Source organism: Streptomyces orinoci, from assembly GCF_003121295.1.
Lineage (GTDB): Bacteria > Actinomycetota > Actinomycetes > Streptomycetales > Streptomycetaceae > Streptomyces > Streptomyces orinoci.
In genome coordinates this window covers 292,871-318,354 of sequence record NZ_PHNC01000029.1, presented here as the reverse complement: position 1 = coordinate 318,354, position 25,484 = coordinate 292,871, and the positions used below count along the sequence as shown (strand labels likewise).

Genomic DNA, 25,484 nt, shown 5'->3' with positions numbered 1-25,484 from the left:
CGTTGTGCGCGAACGTATGGCAGGCATGTTTGTATCCTTCTGGGGCTTACCCCGGTGCTGTTGAGCTGGAAAGTGCGTCACGTCGAGCCCTGGCTGAATCAGCCAGTAACGCGCAGCTCGACCAGAACAGTCGGTTGGGCCTTGGGGTCGACACCCTGACCGACGGCTTCGAAGTCGTTCTTGGCCACATTCACGGTCTGCGTCTTGCCTTCGGCGGTGACGCTGGCCCGCACCGCGTAATCCCCAGTAGCAACGTTGAAGACCTTGGGGATCTCCAACTTGAGGTAGCCGCTCTTACCGCTGCCCGTCACCTTGAAGCAGTACTTGCCGCGATCCGTCTGACCCGGGTGATCCTGCGAAGTGAAGACCTGGATGTCAGCCGACACCTTGCAATCAGCCAGCAGGATGTGACCGTCACCCGAGCGGAGCGCGATGCCTTGCTCCTGAAGGATCTTGGCGGCGTTCGGGTATTCGAAGGTCTCCACCGCGAAAGGCGGCGATGCCGACTCCGCGGCACCACCGATGGCAGCAGCAGTTCCATGTGTCGTGATGCCGAAGACGGCACAGCCAGTCACGACGACGCTGGCAAAAAGCGCCCTACGTGCGCGAAGTCTCACCGGGGGGGTCCCTTCATGATTCAAGACACAGACAGGAAGCAGCACGTAATGCCTTGGCAAAGGTTAACGGCCGCCGGGCAACTTACCACCCCGTGTGCTTTGATACATCTTGACCATCGAAACGTACCCAATGGCACGATCTCGAATCGGCAGCGCCAGCGTCGCCGACGCACCAGCCCGACCAGCGACATGCCGCGACGCCTCTTCGAACCGCCTGTTCTGCAAGGCAGTTGAGACGGGAACCCGTCGGGCGAGATCATTTTCCTCCCGGCTATGCTCTCGCGGCGCCGAGCTACTGGCGCCCATTTTCGGAGGAAAGCTGAGCAGTGAGACTTGACCTATACTTGACCCATGAAGGGCGGCGGATTGGCACGCGTCTGCTGTGCCTATGTTTGCTTCCCTTGGCGCTAATGGCCGGTCTGCTAGGAGCGCATCCGGCTGCTGCAGCCAACGTTTCGGGAGATGAAGACGACAGCGCTGACCTTCCGCTGATCACCGACCGCGGGCGTCTCGTACAGCTCTGGACCAAGGGTGGCCCCGCAGTTAGAGCAATGGCAGAAGTGGCCTTGACGGGCACTGACGCTGACGTTCGTCGTTTCCTTGAACGCGAGAAGGACTTCGCTGAGATCAGCGATGACCGCATGGACGCAACGCGGCTCGGAACCGTAGGCGGTCCTTCACTGCACAAGGCAGCGCTGAAGGCTCTCAACAGTTCATCAGCGCACCCCGAGGAACTGCGTTCCTTCCTCAAGGATGGGTGGAAGGCGCCGCTGGAGACCGACCAGCGCATGCAGGTCACCCAGATCGGGAACGCCGGCGGCCCGGTCGTCAAAGAAGCCGCTAATGCAGCACTGCGTGGCTCCATTGATGACGTCCGCAAGTTCTTGGACGACGGACGATATGCAGCCCGTGACAACGACGACCGGATGCATGTCACGCAGATCATGAGCTCCGGCGGTCCGGCGACCAAGGAAGCCGCCAAGACCGCACTTCGCGGATCCATTCTCGGCATCCGTGAATTCCTGGAGGTCGGCCAGTACATCGCACGAAACCGTGACCAGGAGCGTGCCGGCATCGGACAACTGGCCCAGCAGGCAAAGGAAGCGGGCGAGGAGGCCAAGCGTCAGACGGAGGCCGCCAAGGCGGCCTCCGAGAAGGCGGAAAGGGCGGCGGCTTCCGCCAAGACGGCAGCGCAGACTGCCGCTGCCGAGACTCAGGCCGCGGGCAAGGATGCCGCCCGTGCAGCCGGGGCCGCCAAGCAAGCGGCGAACGCTGCTGCCAGCGCTGCGGCAGCAGCACAGGAGGCCATTGGCGCCGCACAGGCCGCCAACTACGCGGCACGCAGGGCTGCCGACGCCGCAGCACAGGCAGCCGCAGCCGCTGCCGCCGCGGCCGAGGCGGCATCACGTGCACGTGGCGCCGCAGCGGACGCCGCGATAGACGCGGGTAGTGCCGCGACCGCACGTAAAGCAGCCGAGGACGCGCACAACGCCGCGGAGGCGGCGAAAAAGTCCGGTGACGCAGCCAAGGAGGCAGAGAATGCCTCGCGCGCCGCTGGCAACGCGGTCGATGCGGCCGCGAACGCGGCAGCCAGCGCTGACGCAGCCGCCGACGCAGCTGACGAAGCCGCTGCTTACGCCGGTGAAGCCGGAGCCAAGGCTGCCGAGGCCAGGGAATGGGCGGCAACAGCGCGAAGCCAGGCAAAGGCCGCGGCCCGCGCCGCACAGCGGGCTCGGACACTGGCTTACGAAGCCGCAGATGCGGCTGCGGCGGCACGACAGGCGGCATACTCCTCTGCCCAGCACGCCGAGAACGCCGCGAAGGCAGCCGAAGAGGCAGCCAAGCACGCCGGCGAGGCGAGCAAGGCGGCTGGTGAGTCGAAAGTCCACGCACAGAAGGCCAAGGAAGCGGCCGATGCGGCGAACACGGCTGTGATCACCGCTAACAAGGTGCAGGAAGTCGCACGGAAGATTGAGGCCGAGGAGCTTCAGGCCCGGACCGAAACTAGGATGGAGCGGGCCAAGGCCCTCAAGCGCGATGAGGAACAGCGCAAGGCGGCGGCGGAAGTCGCTGTCAAGGAGCGCAAGGAGCTGGACGACGAAGCTGCACACCTGGCAGCGGAGGCTGCCAAGCCAGGAACCGATCAGAACGAGGTCGTCACCAAGGGCCGCAAAGTTGCACTCCTGGCTCTCAAGACCCGTGGTCCCTGGAGTCAGGCTGCCGCCAAGGCCGCTCTCTCCGGATCCGATAACGATGTCCGCGAATACGTCCTCGCCGGCTGGCAATTGGCGACGGAAGAGGACGAGCGCGCCGAGGTACAGCGCCTCGCCCGGGAGAGCGGTCTCGAATCGATCAGGAAAGCCGCCGAACAGGCTCTCAAGGGCAGTGCTCAGCAGATTGGCGAGTTCCTGAGCATTGGTCAGCATGAGGCGGCGCTGACCGACTATCGCTTGCGGATCACCCAGATCGGTAACAACGGCGGACAGTACCTCAAGGAGGCGGCTCGCGACGCACTCAAGGATGGCTCAGCGGCCAAACTTCGCCAGTTCCTCGGCGAGGGTCAGTACATAGCCGCGCAGACCGACGAGCGCCTGACCGCAACTCAGTTGATGGCCCACGGCGGTCCCGAGACCATGGCTGCCGCGAAGGTCGCGCTCGAGGGCACAGCAGCATCACTGCACGACTTCATCCAGGTCGGGCAGTACATGACTGCTCGTGCCGACCACTTGACCGCCACTCACGTGGCTGTGGTCAAGAAACTCATTGCAGAGGTCGCTGTCGCAGCAGCGATGGCGCAGAAGAACTCGGCCGAAGCCGCAGTCGCCGCGGCCAACGCGAAAAAGGCCGAGCAAGAGGCAAAGCAAGCCGCTGACCTGGCCAAGTCTGAGGCGGGCAAGGCCAAGGAATACGCTGCGCAGGCCAACCAGTCCGCTAAGGAGGCTGCGGCATCAGCAATTGAGGCCGCCGCGTCGGCCAGGACCGCCCGTGACGCAGCCTCGGCGGCTGCCAAGGATGCCGAGGCAGCCGAGGCGTACGCCGACGAAGCCGAAGCATCGGCGGCGTGGGCACGCGAGCAGGCGAACGATGCCTACGCGGCATCCGCTGAGGCACGCACCTACGCCGAGCAGGCAGGCAGGGACGCTACCGCCGCCAAAGTCGAGGCGGCGAAGGCCAAAGCCCGCGTTGCGGAACTGCGCGAGAAGGAACGCATCCAAGCCTGGGCCAAGGAGATCGCGGAACGGGAGCAGAGGGAGAAGGACCAAGCCGAAGCAGAGCGGCGGCTGAACGACGAGATCGAGAAGCTTGCCAAGGAGCAGGCGAAGAAGTGCTCCGGTTGGCGTCAACTCGATCCGCGCTGCTACCAGGACATGGACTACATCCTGGCCGAGTTCTTCGGAGCCGGGGACGTTGCCGACTGCGGTTCGGATCCTGCCTGGTCGCCGTGCCTCTGGGCTTTGGCGGCCGTCGGGCCGGGGAAGGTCTTCAAGGGCAAGAAGTACGCCAAGCTCGTCGATGACATCGCCCACGGGACGAGGGTCGGCCGGGCTGCGGAGCGCATCGAAGGTGCACGCAAGGTCCTTCTCGGCAAGGACGGTAAGCCCTTCGGCTGGAACGACAAGGGTGACGTCTGGATGATCGAGCAGAACCACGTCCTGGACCTGAGAAAGGGTCTCCACGAGAGTCTGGGGAAGCCGGACATCACCAGGGATATTCCCGGCAAGGGAAAGATTGAGGTCTGGTCCACGGACAGCGGGAACGTGCAGTACCGCAGCTACAGTAAGAGCGGCAAGGAAAAAGGCAGGGACTTCGATCCCACCGTCGAGGTGACCGGAGATCTGAAGCAGGAGTTCGGCTTCGAGAAATACCATGGGGAGTAGCAGATGAAGTAGCATCTCCCCGGCCGGTCCAAGAGCCCCAGACGGTGAATGTGGTGGCGCCTCCTGACACAGGGGGCGCCACCCACCCGGCAGGGATGAGGCTTCTGAAGCCAAAGAAACGCACTCACAACTGTGGCAACTGCCCGTGCGGTCCCTCGATTTCCAGAGTGTCCAATCACCCATTGCGAGAAGGTCTCATGCTGAAACCCGTACCGGACAGCGACCCGATGGGCGGAATGCGCCCGCTCCTGGAACAGGATGATGCTTTGACGGGTTACGAGCCGGAGAACTATCCGGACAATTGCTGGGTTCTCCACGCCGCCTACCGGGGAGCTGACCGAGTTCTCTGGCGTGACGAAGTGACCAGCATGGGCCAGAGCTGGGAAGCCTGGCAGCGAAATCCGAACTGGCGAGTCCTCCAAGGGCGATTCCGGTCGCCCGAGGCGATCGCTCCCAGTGAAGGGCAACCGGACCGGCAGAGTCTGGCCCGGCTGGTCAAGGTCCTTGCCAGGCACAGTGCCGAGGGCTTGGACACCGAGTGCTATTGGGCTCAGGCCTATGTGGAAGACCTTGTCCGCCCAACCGTCGTAGCCCATGAGGGCGCTCTTCGGGAAGGGGTGGCTCACTATGACATCTGCGAAGACCCGCACTCCGGAGTCTCTCTGAAGTTTCCTGCACAGTGGTGGGCCAAGGACCAGTCCTGGTACGTCCTGACCGACTGGGACATGAGTGCCACCCAAGTCTTCGGGGATCAGTCACTCATCTTGGACCTACTTGCGGACGACTGGCTTGAGGCCGTACGACTCCCTTAGTGCAGCGCCGTGTTGATCCTTCGGGGATTCATGCGGCTTGGCGTGGGCTGCCGTTGTAGGTCCAGTGGTAGGGCTTGGCGTCGTGTTCGTCGTAGGCCAGGACGAAGGTGGCGCTCGACGATGCCGGTGAAGGGAACCCCGCGCCGCACGACATACTCCCGGCGGATTACTCCGGTACCTCGCGGGGGCTACGAACGACACAAACAACACCGGAATGTTTGCATCGACGGGCTGATTCGGTGCGGAGCTGCGGAACCTAGCGTCGATCCCATGAAACGCAACCGCCGTATCAGCGCCGTCGCGGCGCTGGCGCTCGCCGCCCTCGTCACCGGAACCGGCGCCGGGTTCGCCGCCACGACCACACCGTCGGCCACGCACGCGTTCGACGCCGGACCGGCCACGGCCACCGCGCCCACGCCGACCTTCCACGGCAGGCTCCCCGCGCCGACCGGCCCATTCGCCGCAGGCGAGGACATCATCCACCTCACCGACGAGAACCGCCCCGACCCGTGGGTGCCGTCATCCGGCCCCCGCCAACTGACCGTCACCATGGTCTACCCGGCCGTGCCCGGGACCGGGACTCCGGCCCCTTATATGACCCTCGCCGAGGCAGCCGGACACATCCAGCGCGCGAAGATACCGGCGAACTACGGCATCACCCCGCAGAACCTTTCCAGCGTCACCACTCACGCCTTCGACGGCGCGCGGCCGCAGAGGGGCAAGCATCCGCTGGTGCTCCTCTCACCCGGATTCGGGGACCCGCGCATGGTGCTCACCTCGCTCGCGACCGACCTGGCCAGTCACGGCTACGTTGTCGCGCTCGTCGGCCCCACCCACGAGGACAGCGGCGAAACGCTGGCGAACGGCCAGACGCCGCCGTGCGCGATCTGCGATGACCCGCACCGCGATATGAACACGGTCACCGCCAGCCGCGCGCTGGACATGTCCTTCGTTATCGACCAGTTGACGCATGGCAATACCGCGTGGCGCCTGGCACACCTCATCGACAAGCACAAGATCGGCATGGCCGGACACTCCATCGGCGGAGCGGCGGCCGTCACCACGATGATCGCCGACCCGCGAGTACGGGCCGGGGTGAACATGGACGGCACGTTCTACCCGGTCCCGATGCCCGGCCAGATCAACCGGCCGTTCCTCATGCTGGGCGAGGTGCCCGACTCCGCGCCCGGCGACGACTACACCGATTGGGAGCACACCTGGGCCGCCCTCGGCGGCTACAAGAAGTGGCTGGCGGTCACCGGCGCCAACCACCCCAGCTTCACCGACGTGGACCTGCTCGAGGAGCAGGCCGGATTCCCGACGCCGCCCCTCGACCCCGAACGTGGAATCGTGATCACGCGTGAGTATGTGAAGGCGTTCTTCGACCGGACGCTGAAGGGGATCCACAGTCCGCTGCTGGACGGCCCCTCGCCGAACAATCCGGAAGTGCTCTTCCAGCACTAGTGCGGCGCCGCGTTGACCCTTCGGCGTTCGTCGTAGGCTAGGACGAAGGTGCCGATGGCCGCGGCCAGTTGGCCGCGGGAGGCGAACTGGCCGCGGCGAAGCGGGCTACGACGCGCTCGGTCTGCTGCCCGAGGTGACCTCCGGCGGAGCATCCTGCCCTACCGTCTGCGCGGCACGAGCCCGGTGTCGAAGGCGATGATCGCCAGGTGGACGCGGTCTCGCGCCTCGAGCTTGGCGAACAGCCGCGCGACATGGGTCTTCGCCGTCGCCGCGCTGATCACCAGCCGCTCGGCTATCTCGGTGTTCGACAGTCCCTGTCCGACCAGCGCCAGCACCTCGCGTTCCCGGTCGGTGATCCCCGCGATGGGACTCGGGTCCGCGGCGGGCTCGGCGTCCGGTTCGGGGGCCGCAGGGCCGGACGTTCCGGCGAAGTCCGCGATCAGCCGTCGGGTCACGCTCGGCGCGAGCAACGCGTCACCGGCCGCCACCACGCGGATCGCGTCCAGGATCGCGTCCAGGGCCATGCTCTTGAGCAGGAATCCGCTGGCCCCGGCGCGCAGTGCGCCATAGACGTACTCGTCGTCGTCGAAGGTCGTCAGCACCAGCACCTTGGGCGGGTCCGGCTCGGCGGTCGCCTGCCGGGTCGCCTCGATCCCGTCCATGCCGGGCATCCGGATGTCCATCACCACGACGTCCGGCCGCAGTTCACGCACCAGGCGTACCGCCTCGCGGCCGTCGCCGGCCTCGCCGACCACCTTCAGGTCGTCGGTGTCGCCGATCAGGATCCGGAGCCCGACCAGCATCAGGGGTTGGTCATCGACCAGCAGCACCCGCACGCTCATGCCGGGAGGCTCGCCGTCACCCGGAATCCGCCCTCCGGACGCCGGCCGGCGCTGAACTGGCCGGACAGCAATGTGACGCGCTCGCGCATGCCGAGCAGGCCGAAGCCGCTCCCGCCGGCCGCGGAGTGCCTCGGACGGCCCGGCCCGCCGGAACCGTCGTCCCCGTCGTCCACCACCTCGATCGTCACCTTTTCCGGCTCGTAACCGACCGCAACCCGGCACGTTCGCGCCCCGGAATGCCGCACCACGTTGGTCACCGACTCCTGGATGATCCGGAACGCCGACAGTTCGATCTCCGGCGGCAGCGGACGCTGCTCGCCCCGCCAGGTCACCTGGACCCGCACCCCGGCGCCGGCCGTGCGTTCGGCGAGCTGCGGGACGTCGGCCAGGCTGCCGGCCGGCGCCAGCGGAGCGGCCCCCGGCATGGCGTCGTCCGGCTCGGCGCGGCGGAGCGCCCCGAGCATGCGCTGCAGTTCGAGCAGCGTCTGGCGGCTGGTGGACTCGATGCCGGTCAGCGCCTGCCGCGTCTGCTCGGGCTTGGTCTCCACGACCCGCGCCGCCGCTCCCGACAGCACCGTGATGATCCCGATGCTGTGCGCGACGCTGTCGTGCAGTTCACGGGCGATCCGCAGCCGCTCGGCCATGACGGCGCGGGCCGCCCTCTGCTCGTGCAGGGCTTCGAGGTATTCACGGCGTTTGCGATACACGCCTCCGAAGACCCAGGCGACCGCGAACCACAACGCGATCCCCCCGGTCCACTGGGCCGCGTCGCTGACGGTCTTCCCGGGGTAGCCGTGGAGGTCGTTGACGAACGCGGCCGCGACGCCTGCGACGGAGCCGACGGCGGCCGCCTTCGGCCGCCGGGCGGCGAGGTACCCGGCCAAGGCGACGAGCAGGACGAACACGATCACGGGCTGCGCGCCGAAGAGGTCGCCGAGGACTGATTCGCCCAGGATCACCGCGAAGACGGTCGCCGGCAGACGGCGCACCAGCAGAACCGGAAGGGCGAGCACGACGTACAGACCCAGCATCTCGACGGGCTCGAGGTCGGGGAACCGGAACAGGCCGTCCGCAGGGGCCGGCATCGTCCAGGGGAGCAGCATCGCGTAGCAGCAGGCGGTGGCCGGCACCACGGCCTGTGACATCAGCCAGGTCACGCGCTTCGATGTCGAGAGACGCTGGAGAAGCTCTTCCATCCGGAGATCGTATTCAGCGGCGTCGGCCCTGCGCGTCGCCCCGGGGATGTACGCCGGGTACACCGCCGGGCCGATGGCCTGGGGGAGAGCTGACATCCGCCGGCCGACGCGATGGATCAGGGTCCGTTCCTAGGTTCATGGCCATGACGAATCCGCCGATGATCGCTCTCCAGGACGCGATAAAGAAGTACGACGACGGCCCGCCCGCGCTGGCCGGTGTGACCTTGTCCGTGGCGTCCGGTGATTGCGTGGCGATCCTCGGCCATTCCGGCAGCGGGAAGTCCACGCTGCTGAATCTGATCGCCGGTCTGGACAAGCCTTCCAGTGGCACCGTGACCGTCAACGGCACCCGCGTCGATCAGCTCGGTGAGGCCGGTTCGGCGAAGTACCGCCGGGCCTCGATCGGCATGATCTTCCAGTTCTTCAATCTGCTCGATGACCTGACCGTGTTGGACAACGTCATGGTTCCGGCGCAGCTGGCCGGGATGGGCAAGGGTGAGGCGAAGCGGCGGGCCATCGAGCTGCTCGGCTCGCTGGGCATCGACCGGCATGCCAAGGCCTACCCGCAGCGGCTGTCCGGCGGGCAACGGCAGCGGGTGGCGGTGGCCAGGGCCCTGATGAACAAGCCGGCGCTGCTGCTGGCCGACGAGCCCACCGGCGCGCTGGACTCGAGCTCGGCCGAGGATGTGCGCCGGCTGCTGCTGGACCTGAACAGCGAGGGCCAGACCATCGTGTTGGTGACCCACGATGTGCAGTTGGCCGCGAGCACCGCGCGCCGCACGATCGAGTTGGTGGACGGCGCGGTCAAGCGGGACGTCGTCAACGACGGCAGCGGTACCGGCCTGGCCGCCCGCACGCCGCTGACCCGTCCGGCGGGAGCGGTCGGATGACACTGCGCAAGCCCCTGATGCCCCGGCGCCTCTTCGAGGCCGGATTCCGGCCCGTGGCCCGCCTGTTGCCGGAGGTGAGCCGGTGAGCGCGCTCGGCAAGGTCGTACGCTCCGGCGTGGGCCGGCGTCGGATCCAGTCCATCGTGATGGCCCTGACGACGTTCGCCGCGGTGACGTCCTCAGTACTCTCCCTCGGCCTGCTGGCCGTTGTGCAGGCCCCGTTCGACCACGCCTTCAGTGCCCGGAACGGGGCGCACCTGGCGGTCCAGTTCGACGGTTCGAAGGCCACGGCCGCGCAGGCCGCCGCCACCGCGCACGCCGCCGGCGTCACCGAGGCGGCCGGGCCGTACCCGATCGCCGCGGCCCTGGACACGACCGTCGGCACGGACTGCCCCAAGAAGGATTTCGCCGGTCACGACAACGGTCCGATCACCGTCACCACCCGGCCCGGCCTGGGCAGCACCTCCGGGATGGACCAACTCGTGCTGACCCGGGGGCGCTGGCCGGCCGGCCGGGGCGAGATCGCCCTGCCGTGGCAGCACTATGCCACCGTCTGCTTCGGCGATTCGGTGGTGTTCTCCTCCCTGCCGGGCAAGCCGTCGTTCAAGGTCGTCGGCTTCGGCGGCTCGGTGACCAACAGCGCGACCGCCTTCGCCACCGCCGACGGTTTCGCGCGGCTCACCGCCGCCGGTGCCAGGTCCGACATGCAGATGCTCTACCGGTTCGCCAAGGCCGGGACCGACGCCGACATCGCCACCGACAAGCAGGCGGTGGCCGCCGCTGCGCCGGCCGGCGCGGTCGAGAGCGGACAGTCGTACCTGACCGCGAAGCAGCAGGCCGGCGGCAACGCCAGGGCCTATGTGCCGTTCCTGATCGGCTTCGGGATCCTAGGGCTGTTGATGTCGGTGCTGATCATCGCGATCGTGGTCAGCGGGGCTGTGGCGTCGGGAATCCGGCGTATCGGGATTCTGAAGTCGTTGGGCTTCACCCCCTCGCAGGTGGCCCGCGCCTACACCGCGCAGGCCATGATCCCGGCGACACTCGGCCTGGTGCTCGGCACGGTTTCCGGCAATCTCCTGGCTGTGCCGATCCTGGACGAGGCCACCAAGCAGCTCGGCGCGGCCAGTGCCACGATTCCGTGGTGGGTCAGCGCCGTGGTGCCGCTGGGCACCCTGCTGATCGTCGGCACCACGGCTTTGATCCCGGCACTGCGGGCCGGCCGGATGCCGACGGTGCAGGCCCTGGTGGCCGGCCGCGCCCCCAGGGCCGGGGCCGGTCGGACGGCGCAGCGCCTTGCCTCGCGGCTGCCGCTGCCCCGGGCCATGTCGCTGGGGCTGGCCCAGCCCTTCGCCCGGCCGGCCCGGGCCGTACTGGTCGGTGCGGCGGTGCTGTTCGGCGTGGTGAGTGCCACGTTCGCGGTGGGGCTGGAGTCCGCGTTCAACAAGTACCTGGACACCAGTACCTCAGGCTTCAACGTCGCGTCGGAGTTCGTGGAACCCACCGCCGACGTAGGCGTGCCCTGGGGTCGCTACGGCCCCAACGACCCGCGCAGGCCACACCTGGATGCCGCCAAGGTCGCCGCCGCGCTCGCCAAGACCCCGGGCACAAAGGCCGCTTTCGGCTGGGGCGAGAGCGGCGCGACCATCGTCGGCGCCCCGCCCGGCGGCGAACCGCCGAGGGTGTTCACGGTCACCGGCGACTTCTCCTGGACGAACATGGAGCTGCTGTCCGGCCGCTGGTTCTCGGCGCCCGGCGAGGCCGTGGTCGGCGACAAGCTGGCCACGACGGTGGGGATCCACGTCGGTGACAACGTCACCGTGGTGCAGCAGAACAAGCAACTGCCGCTGAAGGTCGTCGGCATCAACTTCGACACCAACGTGGGCGACTACACGGTCATGACGGACGCGGCCACCTTCACCGCCGCCGGTCTGGCCCCGCACATCGAGCAGTTCAACGTCGAGCTGGCCTCGAACGTCAGCGGACCGGACTGGTCCACCTCAGCCGCCGCCGCGCTGACCCCGCTGAACGCCTCGGTCCAGCCGCACTCGGACGGGGGCAAGAACATCGTGATGATCATCATGGGCACCCTGGTGGCCACGCTCACGCTGATGATGGTGGCGGTCGCCGCGCTCGGGGTGCTGAGCATGGTGGTGCAGGACACCCGGGAGCGGGTTCATGATCTGGGGATCTTCAAGGCCCTTGGGATGACGCCCAAGCAGACCATTGCGATGGTGCTGACCTCGGTGTCCCTCACCGGCCTGATCGCCGGGCTGATCGGGGTCCCGCTCGGGGCCGCGGTGGAGAAGGCGACGCTGACCCCGATGGGGAACGCGATCGGCCGGCACCTGCCGCCGAGCGTCTCCCACGTCTACACCGCCGGGCTGCTCATCCCCCTGCTGGCCGGCGGGATCGTGATCGCCCTGCTCGGCGCACTGCCGCCGGCCGGCTGGGCGGCACGGACCCGGACCGCCACCGCACTGCGGACCGAGTAGGACCGGGCAGAGCCGCCATCGGGTGCGCCATCGGGGCGGTGTCCAGGTACTGCCCACTTGAACAGGCGGCCAAGCGCCTCCCAGAGCACCGCCGATCACGCCTTGCGCCTGTGCCGGCACGGCAGCGGCCGCGGTGAACCCGATGGTGGAGGAACGGGCGATCCTGCGGGGGGCTTCCCGCCAAGAGGCCCCCTACCCGCCCCCGTACCGCACCCGCATCTCCTTGATCCCGTTCAGCCATGCCGACCGTAACCGCCGTGGCTCGCCCGCGAGTTGGATGTCGGGCATGGTGTCGGCGATGGCGGCGAAGAGGAGGTCCATTTCCAGGATGGCCAGGGACTTGCCCAGGCAGAAGTGCGGGCCGCCGCCGCCGAAGCCCAGGTGGGGATTGGGGTCGCGGGTGATGTCGAAGGTGTCGGGGGAGTCGAAGACCTCGGGGTCGCGGTTGGCGGAGGCGTAGAAGAGGCCGATGCGCTGGCCGGCGGTGATGGGGACGCCGCCCAGTTCGGTGTCATGGGTGGCGGTGCGCTGGAAGGCGGTGACCGGGGTGGCCCAGCGGACGATCTCCTCGGCGGTGGTGGCGGGGCGGGAGTGGCGGTAGAGGTCCCACTGGTCGGGGTGGGTGAGGAAGGCGTGCATGCCATGGGTGATGGCATTGCGGGTGGTCTCGTTTCCGGCCACGGCGAGCAGCAGGACGAACAGGCCGAACTCATCGGAGCGGAGGTTGCCCTGGTCCTCGGCGGCCATCAGGCGGGTGACGATGTCGTCGGCGGGACAGGCCGTCCGTGCAGTGGCCAACTCCATGGCGTAGGCGACCAGTTCGGCGGCGGCCTCGACGCCCGGCCGGTGATCGGCGGCCAGTTCGGGATCGTCATAGGCGATCATTGTGTTGGACCAGTCGAAGATCTTCGCCCGGTCGCGCTGGGGGATGCCGATCAGCTCGGCGATGGCCTGGAGCGGGAGTTCGCAGGCGATATCGGTGACAAAGTCACCGCCGCCCCTGGCGCGCGCCCGCTCCACAATGGCCCCGGCGCGCTCATGCAGTGCCTCGCGCAGGGCGCGGATGGCGCGCGGAGTGAAGCCGCGCTGGACGATCTGGCGCACCCGGGTGTGCTCCGGAGGGTCCATATTGAGCATCATCAGCCGCTGGGCGTCGATGTGTTCGGGCCGGATGTCCGGACGGAAGCGGATCACGGCGGTGTTGCGGGCGGAGGAGAAATCCTCGGGGCGGAGCGAGGCTTCGCGTACATCGGCGTGGCGGGTCACCACCCAGTAGCCGTTGTCGCCGAAGCCCGCGATGCCGGGCGGCTGGGCGTTCCACCACACCGGCGCGGTACGCCGCAGCAGGGCGAACTCCGGGAACGGTACACGGTGGTGGTAGAGGCCGGGGTCGGTGAAGTCGAAGCCGTCCGGCAGGGCGGGGCAGGTCATGGCGACCACTCCTCGGGGGGTGCCGACGCTTCGTCTGACGCAGCGTCAGCCAACTGGCCCGACGCTAACTCCGGGCCCCGGACAAGGCAATGAAGGCGACGCCATCTGTTGCCCGGCGCGGCTTTGCGCGACCCTTGCGTACCGGCGGTAGCAGCGCGTAGGACTGGGATCGCGGGCATCCGGGAGAGGACGAGTCATGGCGGCAGAACCTGTCATCGTCGAGGCCGTACGCACCCCCATCGGCAAGCGCGGCGGCGCGCTGGCCAATCTCCATCCCGCCTATCTGCTGGGGGAGACCTACCGGGAAGTGCTCGCCCGCACCGGCATCCAGCCCGACTGTGTGGAACAGATCGTCGGCGGCACGGTCACCCACGCCGGCGAGCAGTCGATGAACCCGGTGCGCACGGCATGGCTGGCCATGGGGCTGCCGTATGAGACGGCGGCCACCACCGTGGACTGCCAGTGCGGCTCGTCCCAGCAGGCCAACCACCTGGTGGCCAACATGATCGCCTGCGGGGTGATCGACATAGGCATCGGCTGCGGACTGGAGGCCATGTCCCGGGTGCCGCTGGGCAGCGGCTCCCGGCACGGGCCGGGCAGACCCTTCCCCGACGAGTGGAATGTGGACCTGCCCAACCAGTTCGAGGCCGCCGAGCGGATCGCCCGCCGGCGCGGACTGACCAGGGCCGATGTGGATGCCCAGGGGCTCCGCTCCCAGGAACGGGCCGCCCGCGCCTGGGCGGAGGAGCGCTTCAAGCGCGAGACCTTCGCGGTCCAGGTGCCCACCACCGAGGAGGAGCAGCTGGCCGGGCAGGGCATGTGGCGCCTGGTGGACCGGGACGAGGGGCTGCGCGACACCAGTATGGAGGCGCTGGCCCGGCTCAAGCCGGTGATGCCCACCGCCGTGCACACGGCCGGCAACTCCTCCCAGATCTCCGACGGAGCCGCCGCCCTGTTATGGGCCTCCAAACGGATGGCCCGCGCCCTGCGGCTGCGCCCCCGGGCCCGGATCGTCGCCCAGGCCCTGGTCGGCTGTGACCCGCACTTCCATCTGGACGGGCCGGTGGACGCCACCCGCGCGGTGCTGGGCAAGGCGGGGATGGCGCTGCGCGATATCGACCTGGTGGAGATCAACGAGGCCTTCGCCTCGGTGGTGTTGTCCTGGGCGCAGGTCTTCGACCAGGACCTGGAGAAGGTCAATGTCAATGGCGGCGCCATAGCCCTGGGGCATCCGGTGGGGGCCACCGGGGCACGGCTGATCACCACGGCCCTGCATGAACTGGAGCGGCGGGACGGGGAGTTCGCGCTGATCACCATGTGCGCGGGCGGGGCGCTGGCGACCGGGACGATCATTCAGCGGCTGTCCTGACCGCTTCCGGTGCCAGGGCGCCCAGCACCCAGGGGACGTTCTTCTTCCCGGTGACGATGAGGACCTGCTGCTCACCGTCCCGGCATTCGATCACCCGGGAACCGCGCTGGGGAGCATCGACGGGGTCGGTGAGGTAGAGGTGGCGCACCCGCTCGACGAGCAGTGTGCGCGGCAGCGGCTTGCGCAGGATCCGGCCGTCCGGGTCGATGGTCACGGCCAGTTGACCGGGCGCGGCCACCAGAAAGCCGCCGCCGGCATAGGGGACCTGGCCGATGACCAGGCCGGGGAAGCGTTCCTCCCGCTCGGGCGTCCGGGGGGTGACCGCGAGGGAGTCGGAGGTACGCCGCCCCAGCAGGAACATCACCGCCGCGGTGACCACCAGCACGAGTGCGTCGCAGAGCGCCGTGAGCTGGAGGGCCGCGGACAGGTTCGAGGTGACGAACGGGGCGATGCAGCCGATGCCGCCGATGACGAGCGCGGCCGTCACCGGAACGTACATGCGCCGGCCCCGCCGTACGGCGGGATCGGGGCTGTGCCAGGCCCGGCGCAGCGCGTGGGCGCACCACAGGAACACACCGGCGAGCCCGGGAAGGCCCAGACCGGCCGCGGACCAGGTGCGGTATCTGCCGGCCGGGTTCTCGGCGGTGGCCTGGCGCCACCCGTGGAAGCCGACGGAGCGGATCCGGCCGCGCCAGTACGTCACGGTGACCCGGTCGCCCGGGGAGACCGAGGAGTAGACGGGGCCTGTGTTGCGCATCGCCAGGCGGTGCGCGGTGCCGTTCCGTTCGGTGAGGGACAGCCAGTGAACGGTCGTTTTGTGCACGTACTCGCTGTCGGTCCCGGTCACGGTGGCCGGCATCCGGCGCAGGCAGTCCCCGGAGCCGGAGTTCGCCGGGCACTCGGCCGCGGCGGCGAAGGCCCGCTGCTCGTGGAGGGCCCGGGGTACGGGGACGAGGAGCAGCACGGCGGCGGCGATGGCGAGGGCGAGCCCCAATGCCGCCGAGGCGACGATGCTGCCCCGTATTTGGCCCGGGCTGCGGGTGACGATGGGATGGCTCATGGCGGTTCCGTTACGAGGTCGAGGTGAAGGTGACCGGTGCCTCGAACGCCGCCCGGCGGGTGGCGCGGCGCAGGGCGCGCAGGACGAAGGGACCCAGGGTGAGGGTGGCCAGCACGGTGACCACGGCGCGGGGCAGGTCCCAGCCCAGGGAGGTGGCCAGGCAGTAGGCGGTGAAGCGGGCCAGGTTGGCGGAGAGCGGGTCGCCGGGGACAAAGGAGATCCCGGAGGCGAGCGAGCCGATATAGGGCCAGCCCTGGAGGTTCATCACCGTGCCGTAGAGGACGGAGGACAGCGCTCCGTACCCGGCCAGCATGGCCAGTTCGGCGCGGCCGCGCAGCCGGCCGGGGCCGGGCAGCAGGCCCGCGCCCATGGACACCCAGCCCATGGCCAGCATCTGGAACGGCATCCAGGGGCCGACCCCGCCGGTGAGCAGGGCGGAGGCGAACATCGACAGGGCGCCCAGGACAAAACCGAAGCCCGGGCCGAGGACCCGGCCGGAGAGCACCATCAGGAAGAACATCGGCTCGATGCCGGCGGTGCCGGCGCCCAGCGGGCGCAGGGCGGCGCCGGCGGCGGCCAGTACGCCGAGCATGGCGATGGCCTTGGCGTCCAGACCGGTGTCGGCGATGGTCGCCAGGACAACGGCGAGGAGGAGGGGGAGAAGGGCGGCGAACAGGTAGGGCGCGTCATGGCTGTGCGCCAGGCCGGAGTTGCCGCTCGCCAGCAGGGGCCAGGCGAAGGCGGCCATGCCGGTGAGGGTGATCAGGGTCAGGGCGGTGATGGAACGGGGGCCCAGGCGGATGGGGTTGGGGCGGGACGCGGTGCCGGGTCCGGTGCGGGCCGTTTGCGGCTGATGGCGCCCACTCGGCGGAGCCGTATACGCGTCCGCCTGGCGCCCCTCGCGGGGCGCGGAGCCCGCCGGGGAAACGGTGCCAGGGCGGCGCCGGGGCAGCTTCATCACGGCACCAGCCCCAGCGCGTCCCGCACCTGCGCGACCGTGAGCCAGGGGGAGGGCGCCAGCACCTTCGCCACCTGGGGCGCGAACGCGGGGGAGGAGACCACGACTTCGGCGGTCGGCCCGTCGGCCACCACCTCGCCCTCGGCGAGAATCACCACCCGGTGCGCCAGCTCCGCGGCCAGCTCCACATCATGGGTGGCCAGCACGATCGCATGGCCCTCGGCCGCGAGCACGCGCAGGATCTCCACCAGGCGGGCCTTGGCCGCGTAGTCCAGGCCCCGGGTGGGCTCGTCCAGCAGGAGCAGCGGCGGACGGGCGGTGAGCACCACGGCCAGGGCCAGGGCCAGGCGCTGGCCCTCGGAGAGGTCACGGGGGTGGGTGGCGTCGGCCACCTCCGGCAGCAGCTCGGACACCAGCGCCCGGCAGGTGCCGGGCGCGGCCTCCGCGTCCCGGTCGGCGGCCGCGCATTCGGCGGCCACCGTGTCGGCGTACAGCAGATCGCGCGGCTCCTGCGGCACCAGGCCCACCCGGCGCAGCAGTTGGCGCGGGCCGGTGCGGTGCGGCTCCAGGCCGCCCACCCGGGCCGAACCCCGGGCGGGGGCGTGCATGCCGACCAGGGTCTTCAACAGGGTTGACTTCCCCGCCCCGTTGCGGCCCATCAGGGCCACCGTCTCCCCGGCGCCCACCCGCAGGTCCACCCCGCGCAGCGCGTCCAGGCTGCCATGCCGCACCACCAGGGCGGAGGTCTCGGCGGCGGGTGCGGTGGACGGCTCCATGGAGCGTCGGCCCAACAGCCTTGGACGCGGGCGCTGTTGCGGCACCAGGGGCGCCGGGGGCGCCGGGGACACCGGCGGCGGGGTACGGTCCGCGAGCCGTTCACGCAGCGGGGCAGCCTTGCGGCGGGCGTCGCGTACCGACAGCGGCAGCGGGGACCAGCCCGCGATCCGGCCCAGGCCGACCACCGGCGGATGCACCGGTGAGCGGGCCATGATCTCGGCCGGGTCGCCGGCCACGGGGGCGGCGCCCGGCGCGGGCAGCAGGATGACTTGGTCCGCGTACTGCACCACCCGCTCCAGCCGGTGCTCGGCCAGCAGCACCGTGGTACCCAGGTCGTGCACCAGGCGTTGCAGCACCGCCAGCACCTCCTCGGCGGCGGCCGGGTCCAGGGCGGAGGTCGGCTCGTCCAGCACCAGCACCTTGGGGTGGGTGGTGAGCACCGAGCCGATGGCCACCCGCTGGCGCTGGCCGCCGGAGAGGGTGGCGATGGGCCGGGAGCGCAGGGCCTCCAGGCCCAGCAGGTCCAGGGTTTCCTCCACCCGGCGGCGCATGGTGTCGGCGGGCAGGCCCAGCGACTCCATGCCATAGGCCAGTTCGTCCTCCACGGTGTCGGTGACGAAATGCGCCATCGGGTCCTGGCCCACCATGCCCACCACATCGGCGAGTTCACGCGGCCGATGGGTACGGGTGTCGCGCCCGGCCACGGTGACCCGGCCGCGCAGGGTGCCGCCGGTGAAGTGCGGCACCAGTCCGCCGACCGCGCCCAGCAGGGTTGACTTGCCGACCCCGGAGGGGCCGACCAGCAGGCACAACTCGCCCTCGGGGATGGTCAGTTCCACATCCCGCAGGGCGGGTGCGGCGGCGCCGTCATAGCTGACCGATACCTGCTCGAAGCGGATCACCGGGCGGAGTCTCCTTTCTGGGTGCGCGGTTGGGTACGGGCCTGGGTAGGCGGGTGGGCGCGGGCCTCGGTATGCGGGTGGGTTCGGGTCTGGGCAGGCGGCTCGGTAGGGGCCTGGGTGCGCGGCTCGGTGCGGGCCTCGTTATGCGGCTGGGTACGGGCCTGGGCAGGCGGCGCGGTACGGCCCCGCGTGCGCGGCGGTGCGGGCGCCAGGAAGGCCGGCGCCAGCCCGATCAGCAGCGTGGCGGCCGGCCACAGCGGCAGCCGGGGCGCGGTCAGCGGTACGGCGGAGGGGTGCAGCGCCCCGGGGGCCTGCGAACCGGCCACGATCATCAGCGCGGCGACCCCGGCCCCGGAGCCGGCCACCAGCCACTCCCGCAACCCCCAGGCGTCCGGCCGGTAGCGGGTGCGTACCGAGCGGCGGCCGCCCAGGCGCAGCCCGGCAAGGGCCGCCAGCACCCCGGCCAGCAACAGCGGCATGCCGTACCCCGCGCCCTGGTCGGCCAGCAGACCGTAGGTTCCGGCGCACACCCCCAGCAGACCGCCCAGGGTCAGGGCCGAGGTGGTGTGCCGTACCGCACGCGGGACTTGGGCGGTACGGCCGTAGCCACGGGAGTCCATGGCCGCCGCCAGCGCCACCGAACGCTCCAGCGCGCCCTCCAGCACCGGCAGTCCCACCTGGAGCAGGGCCTTGAGGCCCCGGTCCGGGCGGCCGCGCAACCGCCGTGCGGCGCGCAGCCGTTGGACGTCCGCCACCAGATTGGGGGCGAAGGTCATCGCCACCACCACCGCCACTCCCGCCTCATAGAGCGCGCCCGGCAGCGACTTCAGCAACCGGGCCGGATTCGCCAGGGCGTTGGCGGCGCCCACACAGATCAGCAGGGCGGCCAGCTTGAGCGCGTCATAGAGGGCGAAGACCAGCCCCTCGGCGGTGACCCGGCCCCCCAGCCGCACCCCGCGCGCCCAGTCGGGCAGCGGGACTTCCGGCAGGGTGAGCACGGTGTGCGTACCGGGGATGGGGGAGCCGAGCAGCACCGCGAACACCAGCCGGATGACGATCACGGCCAGGCCCAGCCTGAGGAAGGCGCCATAGGAGCGGGCCCAGGGCGCCTCGGTGCGCCGGGCCGCCACCACATAGCCCGCCACCGCCACCAGCAGGCACAGCAGCAGCGGATTGGTAGTGCGGGAGGCGGCGGTGGCCAGGCCCAGCGCCCATATCCACCACGCGCCCGCGTGCAACTCCCGGGGGCGCGCCTGCCCCGCGCTCATCCGCGCCGGCGGCGCGCCTGCCACAGGGCGCCGGCGCCCAGCAGAACCACGGCCGCGATGGCGGCGATCATCCCCACGGACGGCCCCTCGCCGCCCTCGCTCTTGGCTCCGCTCTCGGTGCCGGAGTGCTTTCCGCCCTCGACCTGCTCGCCACAACCCGCCCTGGGATAGCCCGAGATGGCGCACAGCAGCGCGGCGGAGTTGTACCGCAGCGGCTTGGCCACCGCGGCCAGCGCGTCACCGGCACTGGCGTCACCGGGCAGTTGGGCACAGGCGGTACGGCCGGCGGGCGGCCGCTCGTTGTCGGGGGCGTCCTCGGCGGTCCCGAAGTCCAGCACCACGGCCACCCGCTTATGGCCCGCCTGGGCGGGTGTGTTCCGGCAGACGGCCGCGAAGCCGGGCTCCGTACGCGGCTTGGCGGCGTTGGCGGAGTCCTGGCTGACGGCGAAGCGGAAGCCGATGCTCTGGCCGTCGGCCGGGCGGGCCTGGGCCGGGCCCTGGGTGGCGTAGGTCCAGCTCTTGCCGTCGCCGCTCTGCCAGAACGACCAGTAGCGGTACCCGGCGGCCTGCGCCGGGGCGGCACCGAGGAGGGCGAGCAGCCCGGCGATCAGCAGGGCGCCCGCTGTGCGGGCCCTGGTCACGACTGCTGCTTCTTGCGGCCGCTGAGCAGGAAGCCGACGCCGATCCCGGCCACCAGGCAGACCCCGACGAACCACCAGACGCCGAAGGTGGTGCCCTTCTCCTTCTTCTTCTCCTCCTGCTGGGTGGGCGTGGCGGCGGGCTTGGGGCCGGTGGCGTTCAGCTGGGCCACCAGGTCGGTGCCGGCGAAGTCACGCGGGTCGGCACCGGCCGCATGGGCGGCCAGCACCAGCTTGGCCAGCCGGCCGGGGTCGCCCTGGCCGGAGTCGCCCTTGGCCCACTGCACGGCCTTGGCGTCCTTGGACTCCAGCCACTTCAGCGGCTTTTCGGCCGCCTGCCGGTGGCCGCCCGCGGCCAGGGCGGTCACCGCGTCGGCGGTCACCCCGAAGTCCGGGCCCTTGGGGGCGCCCGGCATGGAGGACTCCAGGTGGTCACCGGTCGCGTCGAGCTTCTTCACCAGGTAGGCGGAAGCGGCCGAGGAGGCGGCCTGCGGGTCCTTGGCCCCCTTGACCCCGTTGCCCTGCTTGCAGTCCAGCGGCTGGACCGGCTTGTCGTCCTTGCCCGCCGGCGGCACCAGGTATCCCTTGCCCAGGGCGGCCAGCGCCGAGGCGGCGGAGGCGGAGTTGTCGGCGGTCAGCTGCCCGTTCTGCGGGGCCCAGCCGAAGGCGCCCTGGTCATCGCCCTTGGCGTCACAGCCCAGCTGGAAGGTGAGCAGGGCGTCATAGGGGCTCTTGCCGCTCTTGGCGGTGACCTTGGCCGGGTCCTTCCCGGCCGCCGCCAGGGCGCCGATGGCGGCGGCGGTGGAGTTGGAGTTGCTGGTCTCGCCGGGGCCCATGCCCCAGCCGCCGTCCGCGTTCTGGTGCGCGGTGAGCCAGTCCAGGCCCTTCTTGACCTGCTCACCGCGCCCGCCCACGGCGGCCAGCGCCTGTACGGCCACGGCCGTGTTGTCGGTGAACTCACCCTTGTGCTCATCGCAGGGCTTGCCGGTGTCGGCCCGGAAGCCCGGGTAGCCGCCGTCCGCGCACTGCTGTCCGGCCAGCCAGTCCACCGCCTGCGGGGCCGGGCTGACCCCGGCCGCGTTCTGCGCCAGGAAGGCCAGCGACTGGCGGAAGACGCCGTCGAACTTGGGGTCCGAGCTGCCGTACAGGCCCGGCACCTTGGGTGCCGGGGAGGAGTCGGCGGACGCGGCGGTCACACCGGTGGTGGCGAACAGGGCGATCGCGCCCAGAATCGCGGAGGTCCGGCGCGTGGCGGAGCGGGGGGCCATGGTTAGGGGTGCCTCTCAGACATCGGACGCCGGGTTTTTACCGGGTTTCCGGACATTTTAGCGGGCGCTTAGTGGGCACTTACCGGGCGGTTGCGTCAGCGGGTGCGGCCGCTGGTCAGCAGGTCCGGCCGCCGGGTACGGACTGGTCCCGCCTACCGGCCCCGCAGTGGCCCCGCCCACCGACCCGGAGTGATCCCGCCCACCGACTCCGGAGTGATCCCGGCCGCCGGGGACATTGCCGGGCGGCCCGGCCGGTGCTACCACGTCTGACATGGCGTCAGATTCGGCAGCTTTGGAGCACCGGCAGCTCTTCATCGGCGGGGTGCTGACGGACCCCGCCACCGACGAGGTGATCGAGGTCGTCTCACCGCACAGCGAGCAGGTCATCGGGCGGGTGCCGCACGCCTCGTACCCGGATGTGGACCGCGCGGTGGCGGCCGCCAGGGCCGCCTTCCCCGGCTGGGCCGCCCGGCCGCCGGAGGAGCGGATCGAGATCGTCACCCGGATCAAGGACGGCCTGGCCGCCCGCTATGAGGAGATCGGCCGGCTGATCTCCGCCCAGAACGGCTCACCCTGCTCCTGGAGCCTGCTCGCCCAGGCGCTGGGCGCGGTGATGGTCTGGGACGGCGCGCTCAGGGTCGCCCGCGAACAGTGCTACGAGGAGCGCCGCACCGGCGCGCTGGGCCCGCTGCTGGTGCGGCGCGAACCGGTGGGCGTGGTGGCGGCGGTGGTGCCCTGGAACGTCCCCCAGTTCGCCGCGGCCGCCAAGCTGGCGCCCGCGCTGCTGGCCGGCTGCCCGGTGGTACTCAAACCGGCCCCCGAGACCCCGCTGGACGCCTATCTGCTGGCCGAGATCGCCGCCGGGGCCGGGCTGCCGGAGGGGGTGCTGTCGGTACTGCCCGGCGGCAGCCAGACCGGCGAGTACCTGGTCGGCCACCCCGGCGTGGACAAGGTCTCCTTCACCGGCTCGGTCGCCGCGGGCAAGCGGGTGATGGCCGTGGCCGCCCGTGAACTCACCCGCGTAACCCTGGAGTTGGGCGGTAAGTCGGCGGCCGTGATACTCCCCGACGCCGACCCGGACACGGCGGTGGCCGGAGTCGTCCCCGCCGCCTGGATGAACAACGGCCAGGCATGTGTGGCCCAGACCCGCATCCTGGTGCCGCGTACCCGCTACACCGACTACGCCGAGCGCTTCGCCGCCGCGGCGGACGCGATGCCGGTGGGCGACCCGCTGGACCCCGTGACCCGCATCGGGCCCCTGGTCTCCCGACGCCAGCGGGAGAAGGTGCTGGAGTACATCGCCCTGGGTCAGCGCGAGGGCGCCAAGGTCCTGGCGGGCGGCGAATGCCCCGCCGGGCCCGGCTGGTATGTGGCGCCCACCCTGCTCGGCGAGGCCGCCAACACCATGCGGGTGGCCCGCGAGGAGATCTTCGGCCCGGTGGTCTGCCTGATCCCCTACGAGGACGAGGAGGACGCGGTACGCCTCGCCGACGACTCCGAGTACGGCCTCTCCGGCAGCGTCTGGACGGCGGATATGGAACGCGGGGTGGCCTTCGCCCGGCGCATCCGCACCGGCACCTACTGTGTCAACACCTTCAGCCTGGATGTGCTGGGACCCTTCGGCGGCTTCAAGTCCTCGGGGATCGGGCGGGAGTTCGGGCCGGAGGGCTTCGCCGAATACCTGGAACACAAGATGATCCACCTGCCGACGGGGGCGTGAGCGCGGACATGAGCATGGGCATGAGCATGAGCCGCTGGCAGCTCGCCGTGGACCGCGGCTGCTGCGTCGGCTCCGGCCAGTGCGCGGCCCTGGCCCCCGGTGCCTTCCGCCTGGACGCCGCCCATAAGTCGCACCCCGTCACCCCCGAGAGTGAGCCCTCGCGGGCGGTGCTGGACGCGGCCGAGGCGTGCCCGGTGGAGGCGATCACCATCCGCCGGGCGGACACCGGCGAGCTGGTGTTCCCGGGCCCGTAGCCGCTGCTCACGGCCCATGGGGCGGGCGACGGCGGTCGTCGGCAGAGGCGGTTGCGCCGCCGCGTACACCATGAGCCGTACGGTGAAACACCGGACAGCGATCACTGCCGCATGGGACCCTGAAGGACCCGCGCGGACTCCGCCGGGCTCCAGCTGTGGCTACCTCACGGATGGACAGCACCATGAACCCCCAGCAGATCAACGCCATCTGGCGAGGCATCCAGCAGTACCACCAGACTCCCTGCGTCGAGTGCCATGGCAGGAGCACCTGGCCCAATGCGATCAGCGACGATCACGGAAGGCCGCTTCTCCTCATCAACTGCGACGACTGCGGCAAGGTGAGCGCTTCCCCGCTCGTACAGCCGAAGAGGGTCTGCCTGACGGACGTCTGAGCGCGGCGGTCCGCCGCAGTTCGCCGCAGGTCGCCGCGTTTCGCGGCCACTACTACGACACTGGGCCCGTACCGGACGGTGATGTCCGTCAAACGCCCCTACGCTCATTGACGTATGGGGCGCAAGACGCCCTAACCATGGCGACCACACGGGGAGTTGCCGAATCCCATGGCGCGCGCCCGGCCATCCGCGTCCAGCCATCCCCCGCGGCGCGGCCGCTGATCCCCAGCGGCCGGGCGAATCACAGCCACCGGCAACGTGAACGGACGTAGCAGGCAAGGAAAACTCGTCCCCGGGAATCGCAATTCCCAGGCAACGCAACCCTATTGAGTGATCGCCGGATGGGCCTTGGGTCCGGTATTCCTATGAGGCGTTGGCCGTGTGGAGGGGTGATGGCGACGGTGTCATCCCTGAGGGAGGGAACTGACGATGGGGTCCGCCGTTACTTTCTGGGAACTCGACCGGATTGCCGGTGAGCCCCTGCCTCCGCGCACCGTGCTGTCAACCGTTGCGCCGCCGGGGGCCGACCATCCGCTGTACCGGATGCTGGTGCGCAGCGAGCACGGCACGACCGTGGCCTATGCCTGTCAGTACCGGCAGGACCCGGGGAGCCCCGGCCTGCTGGCCGCCCTGGGGCTGGCCTCCAGCACTCCCGGTTACACCATGTCCTGCATTCCGGCGGCGGTCTCCAGCCACTGACCACTTCCTCTGACGTCAGCACGTCAATACCGCGTGGGCGCAGGACAGTTCACGGTGCGCCGCCCGTACCGGGCGCCCGCCAAAAATCTCCGGATCGCCGAACGGGCCTTCCGGGTGCGAAAAAACCGAGTAAAGGGGATTGCAATGGAAAACGTCATCAGCTTTGAGGAGCTCGACCTGATCTCCGGCGAGGTGCTGCCCGAGCGCACCGTCATGGGCATCGTGGCCACCCCGTTCAACAACCCCGGCGGCGACGGTGCGGGTGCCGCCAGCAGCAGCTCCGCCGCGGCCACCGGTGGCGGGGTGTTCGCCCCGGCCCCCAGCGACCATGGGACCACCGCCCTCTCCGCCTGCCAGGCCATCGACCACCAGGGCACCCCGGGGCTCCTGGGCTCCCTGGGCCTGGGCTCCCAGAACCCGGCCGGTGGTGTGACCTGCGTCCCGGCGGCCATCTCCAGCCACTGACCGGATAGCACCGGATAACACCGGGCAGCACCGGACCGCGGCGGCCGGCCGCAGTTGTCCGGGGAGGGGCCGGAGACATCCGGTCCCTCCCCG

General features: G+C 70.2%; 21 protein-coding genes. 11 read left to right on the top strand and 10 right to left on the bottom strand.

The genetic code is table 11. The features are described from left to right. Nucleotides 1-98 precede the first annotated feature (98 nt). Nucleotides 99-617 carry a hypothetical protein gene (locus CV755_RS16140; protein ID WP_241561236.1) on the bottom strand — a complete coding sequence of 173 codons (519 nt, stop codon included), beginning with the start codon at nt 615-617 and terminating at the stop codon, nt 99-101. 410 nt (nt 618-1,027) lie between these two features. On the opposite strand from CV755_RS16140, the gene CV755_RS16135 reads away from it, so the two are divergent. The 3 genes from CV755_RS16135 to CV755_RS16125 all read left to right on the top strand — a co-directional run bounded on the left by CV755_RS16135 (nt 1,028) and on the right by CV755_RS16125 (nt 6,771). Further along, nucleotides 1,028-4,495, top strand: coding sequence for an ALF repeat-containing protein (locus CV755_RS16135; protein ID WP_153068680.1), 3,468 nt, complete (start codon nt 1,028-1,030; stop codon nt 4,493-4,495). Nucleotides 4,496-4,692: 197 nt separating this feature from the next. After that, nucleotides 4,693-5,307, top strand: coding sequence for a hypothetical protein (locus tag CV755_RS16130; RefSeq protein ID WP_153068679.1), 615 nt, complete (start codon nt 4,693-4,695; stop codon nt 5,305-5,307). A 270-nt stretch (nt 5,308-5,577) separates the two neighbouring features. Further along, nucleotides 5,578-6,771 carry an alpha/beta hydrolase family protein gene (locus CV755_RS16125; protein ID WP_164503294.1) on the top strand — a complete coding sequence of 398 codons (1,194 nt, stop codon included), beginning with the start codon at nt 5,578-5,580 and terminating at the stop codon, nt 6,769-6,771. A 158-nt stretch (nt 6,772-6,929) separates the two neighbouring features. Here CV755_RS16125 and CV755_RS16120 read toward each other — a convergent pair whose 3' ends face one another. Then, on the bottom strand, nt 6,930-7,613 hold the full coding sequence (locus tag CV755_RS16120) for a response regulator (protein ID WP_109280940.1): 684 nt from the start codon (nt 7,611-7,613) through the stop codon (nt 6,930-6,932). Then, on the bottom strand, nt 7,610-8,809 hold the full coding sequence (locus CV755_RS16115; RefSeq protein ID WP_193553411.1) for a sensor histidine kinase: 1,200 nt from the start codon (nt 8,807-8,809) through the stop codon (nt 7,610-7,612). Before CV755_RS16115 ends, CV755_RS16120 begins: the two co-directional genes overlap by 4 nt. Nucleotides 8,810-8,952: 143 nt before the next feature. Between CV755_RS16115 and CV755_RS16110 the strand changes: the two genes are divergently transcribed. Both CV755_RS16110 and CV755_RS16105 read left to right on the top strand, forming a co-directional pair. Next, entirely contained in the window at nt 8,953-9,699 is a 747-nt protein-coding gene (locus CV755_RS16110; RefSeq protein ID WP_109281896.1) for an ABC transporter ATP-binding protein, read from the top strand. An 82-nt stretch (nt 9,700-9,781) separates the two neighbouring features. Continuing rightward, nucleotides 9,782-12,190, top strand: coding sequence for an ABC transporter permease (locus CV755_RS16105; RefSeq protein WP_109280938.1), 2,409 nt, complete (start codon nt 9,782-9,784; stop codon nt 12,188-12,190). A gap of 192 nt (nt 12,191-12,382) precedes the next feature. On the opposite strand, the gene CV755_RS16100 is transcribed toward CV755_RS16105, so the two are convergent. Then, nucleotides 12,383-13,621, bottom strand: a complete 1,239-nt coding sequence (locus CV755_RS16100; protein WP_109280937.1) for a cytochrome P450 — start codon at nt 13,619-13,621, stop codon at nt 12,383-12,385. 196 nt (nt 13,622-13,817) lie between these two features. Between CV755_RS16100 and CV755_RS16095 the strand changes: the two genes are divergently transcribed. Then, entirely contained in the window at nt 13,818-14,990 is a 1,173-nt protein-coding gene (locus tag CV755_RS16095; protein ID WP_109280936.1) for a steroid 3-ketoacyl-CoA thiolase, read from the top strand. On the opposite strand, the gene CV755_RS16090 is transcribed toward CV755_RS16095, so the two are convergent. Genes CV755_RS16090 through CV755_RS16065 form a run of 6 tightly spaced genes read right to left on the bottom strand, consistent with a single transcriptional unit; the run spans nt 14,971 to nt 21,861 of the window. Further along, nucleotides 14,971-16,050 carry a hypothetical protein gene (locus CV755_RS16090; RefSeq protein ID WP_109280935.1) on the bottom strand — a complete coding sequence of 360 codons (1,080 nt, stop codon included), beginning with the start codon at nt 16,048-16,050 and terminating at the stop codon, nt 14,971-14,973. The genes CV755_RS16095 and CV755_RS16090 overlap by 20 nt on opposite strands. Nucleotides 16,051-16,060: 10 nt before the next feature. Continuing rightward, the gene (locus tag CV755_RS16085) at nt 16,061-17,008 is read right to left on the bottom strand and encodes an ECF transporter S component (protein WP_109280934.1); all 948 of its coding nucleotides are present in this window, start codon (nt 17,006-17,008) and stop codon (nt 16,061-16,063) included. Beyond that, the gene (locus tag CV755_RS16080) at nt 17,008-18,687 is read right to left on the bottom strand and encodes an ABC transporter ATP-binding protein (RefSeq protein ID WP_109280933.1); all 1,680 of its coding nucleotides are present in this window, start codon (nt 18,685-18,687) and stop codon (nt 17,008-17,010) included. The genes CV755_RS16085 and CV755_RS16080 overlap by 1 nt, the downstream gene beginning before the upstream one ends. After that, nucleotides 18,684-19,955, bottom strand: coding sequence for an energy-coupling factor transporter transmembrane component T (locus CV755_RS16075; protein WP_109281895.1), 1,272 nt, complete (start codon nt 19,953-19,955; stop codon nt 18,684-18,686). The genes CV755_RS16080 and CV755_RS16075 overlap by 4 nt, the downstream gene beginning before the upstream one ends. After that, on the bottom strand, nt 19,952-20,596 hold the full coding sequence (locus CV755_RS16070; protein WP_109280932.1) for an SCO2322 family protein: 645 nt from the start codon (nt 20,594-20,596) through the stop codon (nt 19,952-19,954). Before CV755_RS16070 ends, CV755_RS16075 begins: the two co-directional genes overlap by 4 nt. Continuing rightward, complete coding sequence (locus tag CV755_RS16065; RefSeq protein WP_109280931.1) at nt 20,593-21,861, bottom strand: prenyltransferase/squalene oxidase repeat-containing protein; 1,269 nt, start codon at nt 21,859-21,861, stop codon at nt 20,593-20,595. Before CV755_RS16065 ends, CV755_RS16070 begins: the two co-directional genes overlap by 4 nt. 271 nt (nt 21,862-22,132) lie before the next feature. Between CV755_RS16065 and CV755_RS16060 the strand changes: the two genes are divergently transcribed. The 5 genes from CV755_RS16060 (at nt 22,133) to CV755_RS16040 (ending at nt 25,391) form a co-directional block, all read left to right on the top strand. After that, nucleotides 22,133-23,581 carry an aldehyde dehydrogenase gene (locus CV755_RS16060; RefSeq protein WP_109280930.1) on the top strand — a complete coding sequence of 483 codons (1,449 nt, stop codon included), beginning with the start codon at nt 22,133-22,135 and terminating at the stop codon, nt 23,579-23,581. A 20-nt stretch (nt 23,582-23,601) separates the two neighbouring features. After that, nucleotides 23,602-23,835, top strand: coding sequence for a ferredoxin (locus CV755_RS16055; protein ID WP_422070554.1), 234 nt, complete (start codon nt 23,602-23,604; stop codon nt 23,833-23,835). A 182-nt stretch (nt 23,836-24,017) separates the two neighbouring features. Continuing rightward, nucleotides 24,018-24,227, top strand: a complete 210-nt coding sequence (locus CV755_RS16050; protein WP_153068678.1) for a hypothetical protein — start codon at nt 24,018-24,020, stop codon at nt 24,225-24,227. A 429-nt stretch (nt 24,228-24,656) separates the two neighbouring features. Beyond that, on the top strand, nt 24,657-24,926 hold the full coding sequence (locus CV755_RS16045) for a hypothetical protein (protein ID WP_109280928.1): 270 nt from the start codon (nt 24,657-24,659) through the stop codon (nt 24,924-24,926). Between the two features lie 144 nt (nt 24,927-25,070). Continuing rightward, nucleotides 25,071-25,391, top strand: a complete 321-nt coding sequence (locus CV755_RS16040; protein ID WP_109280927.1) for a hypothetical protein — start codon at nt 25,071-25,073, stop codon at nt 25,389-25,391. Nucleotides 25,392-25,484 lie beyond the last annotated feature (93 nt).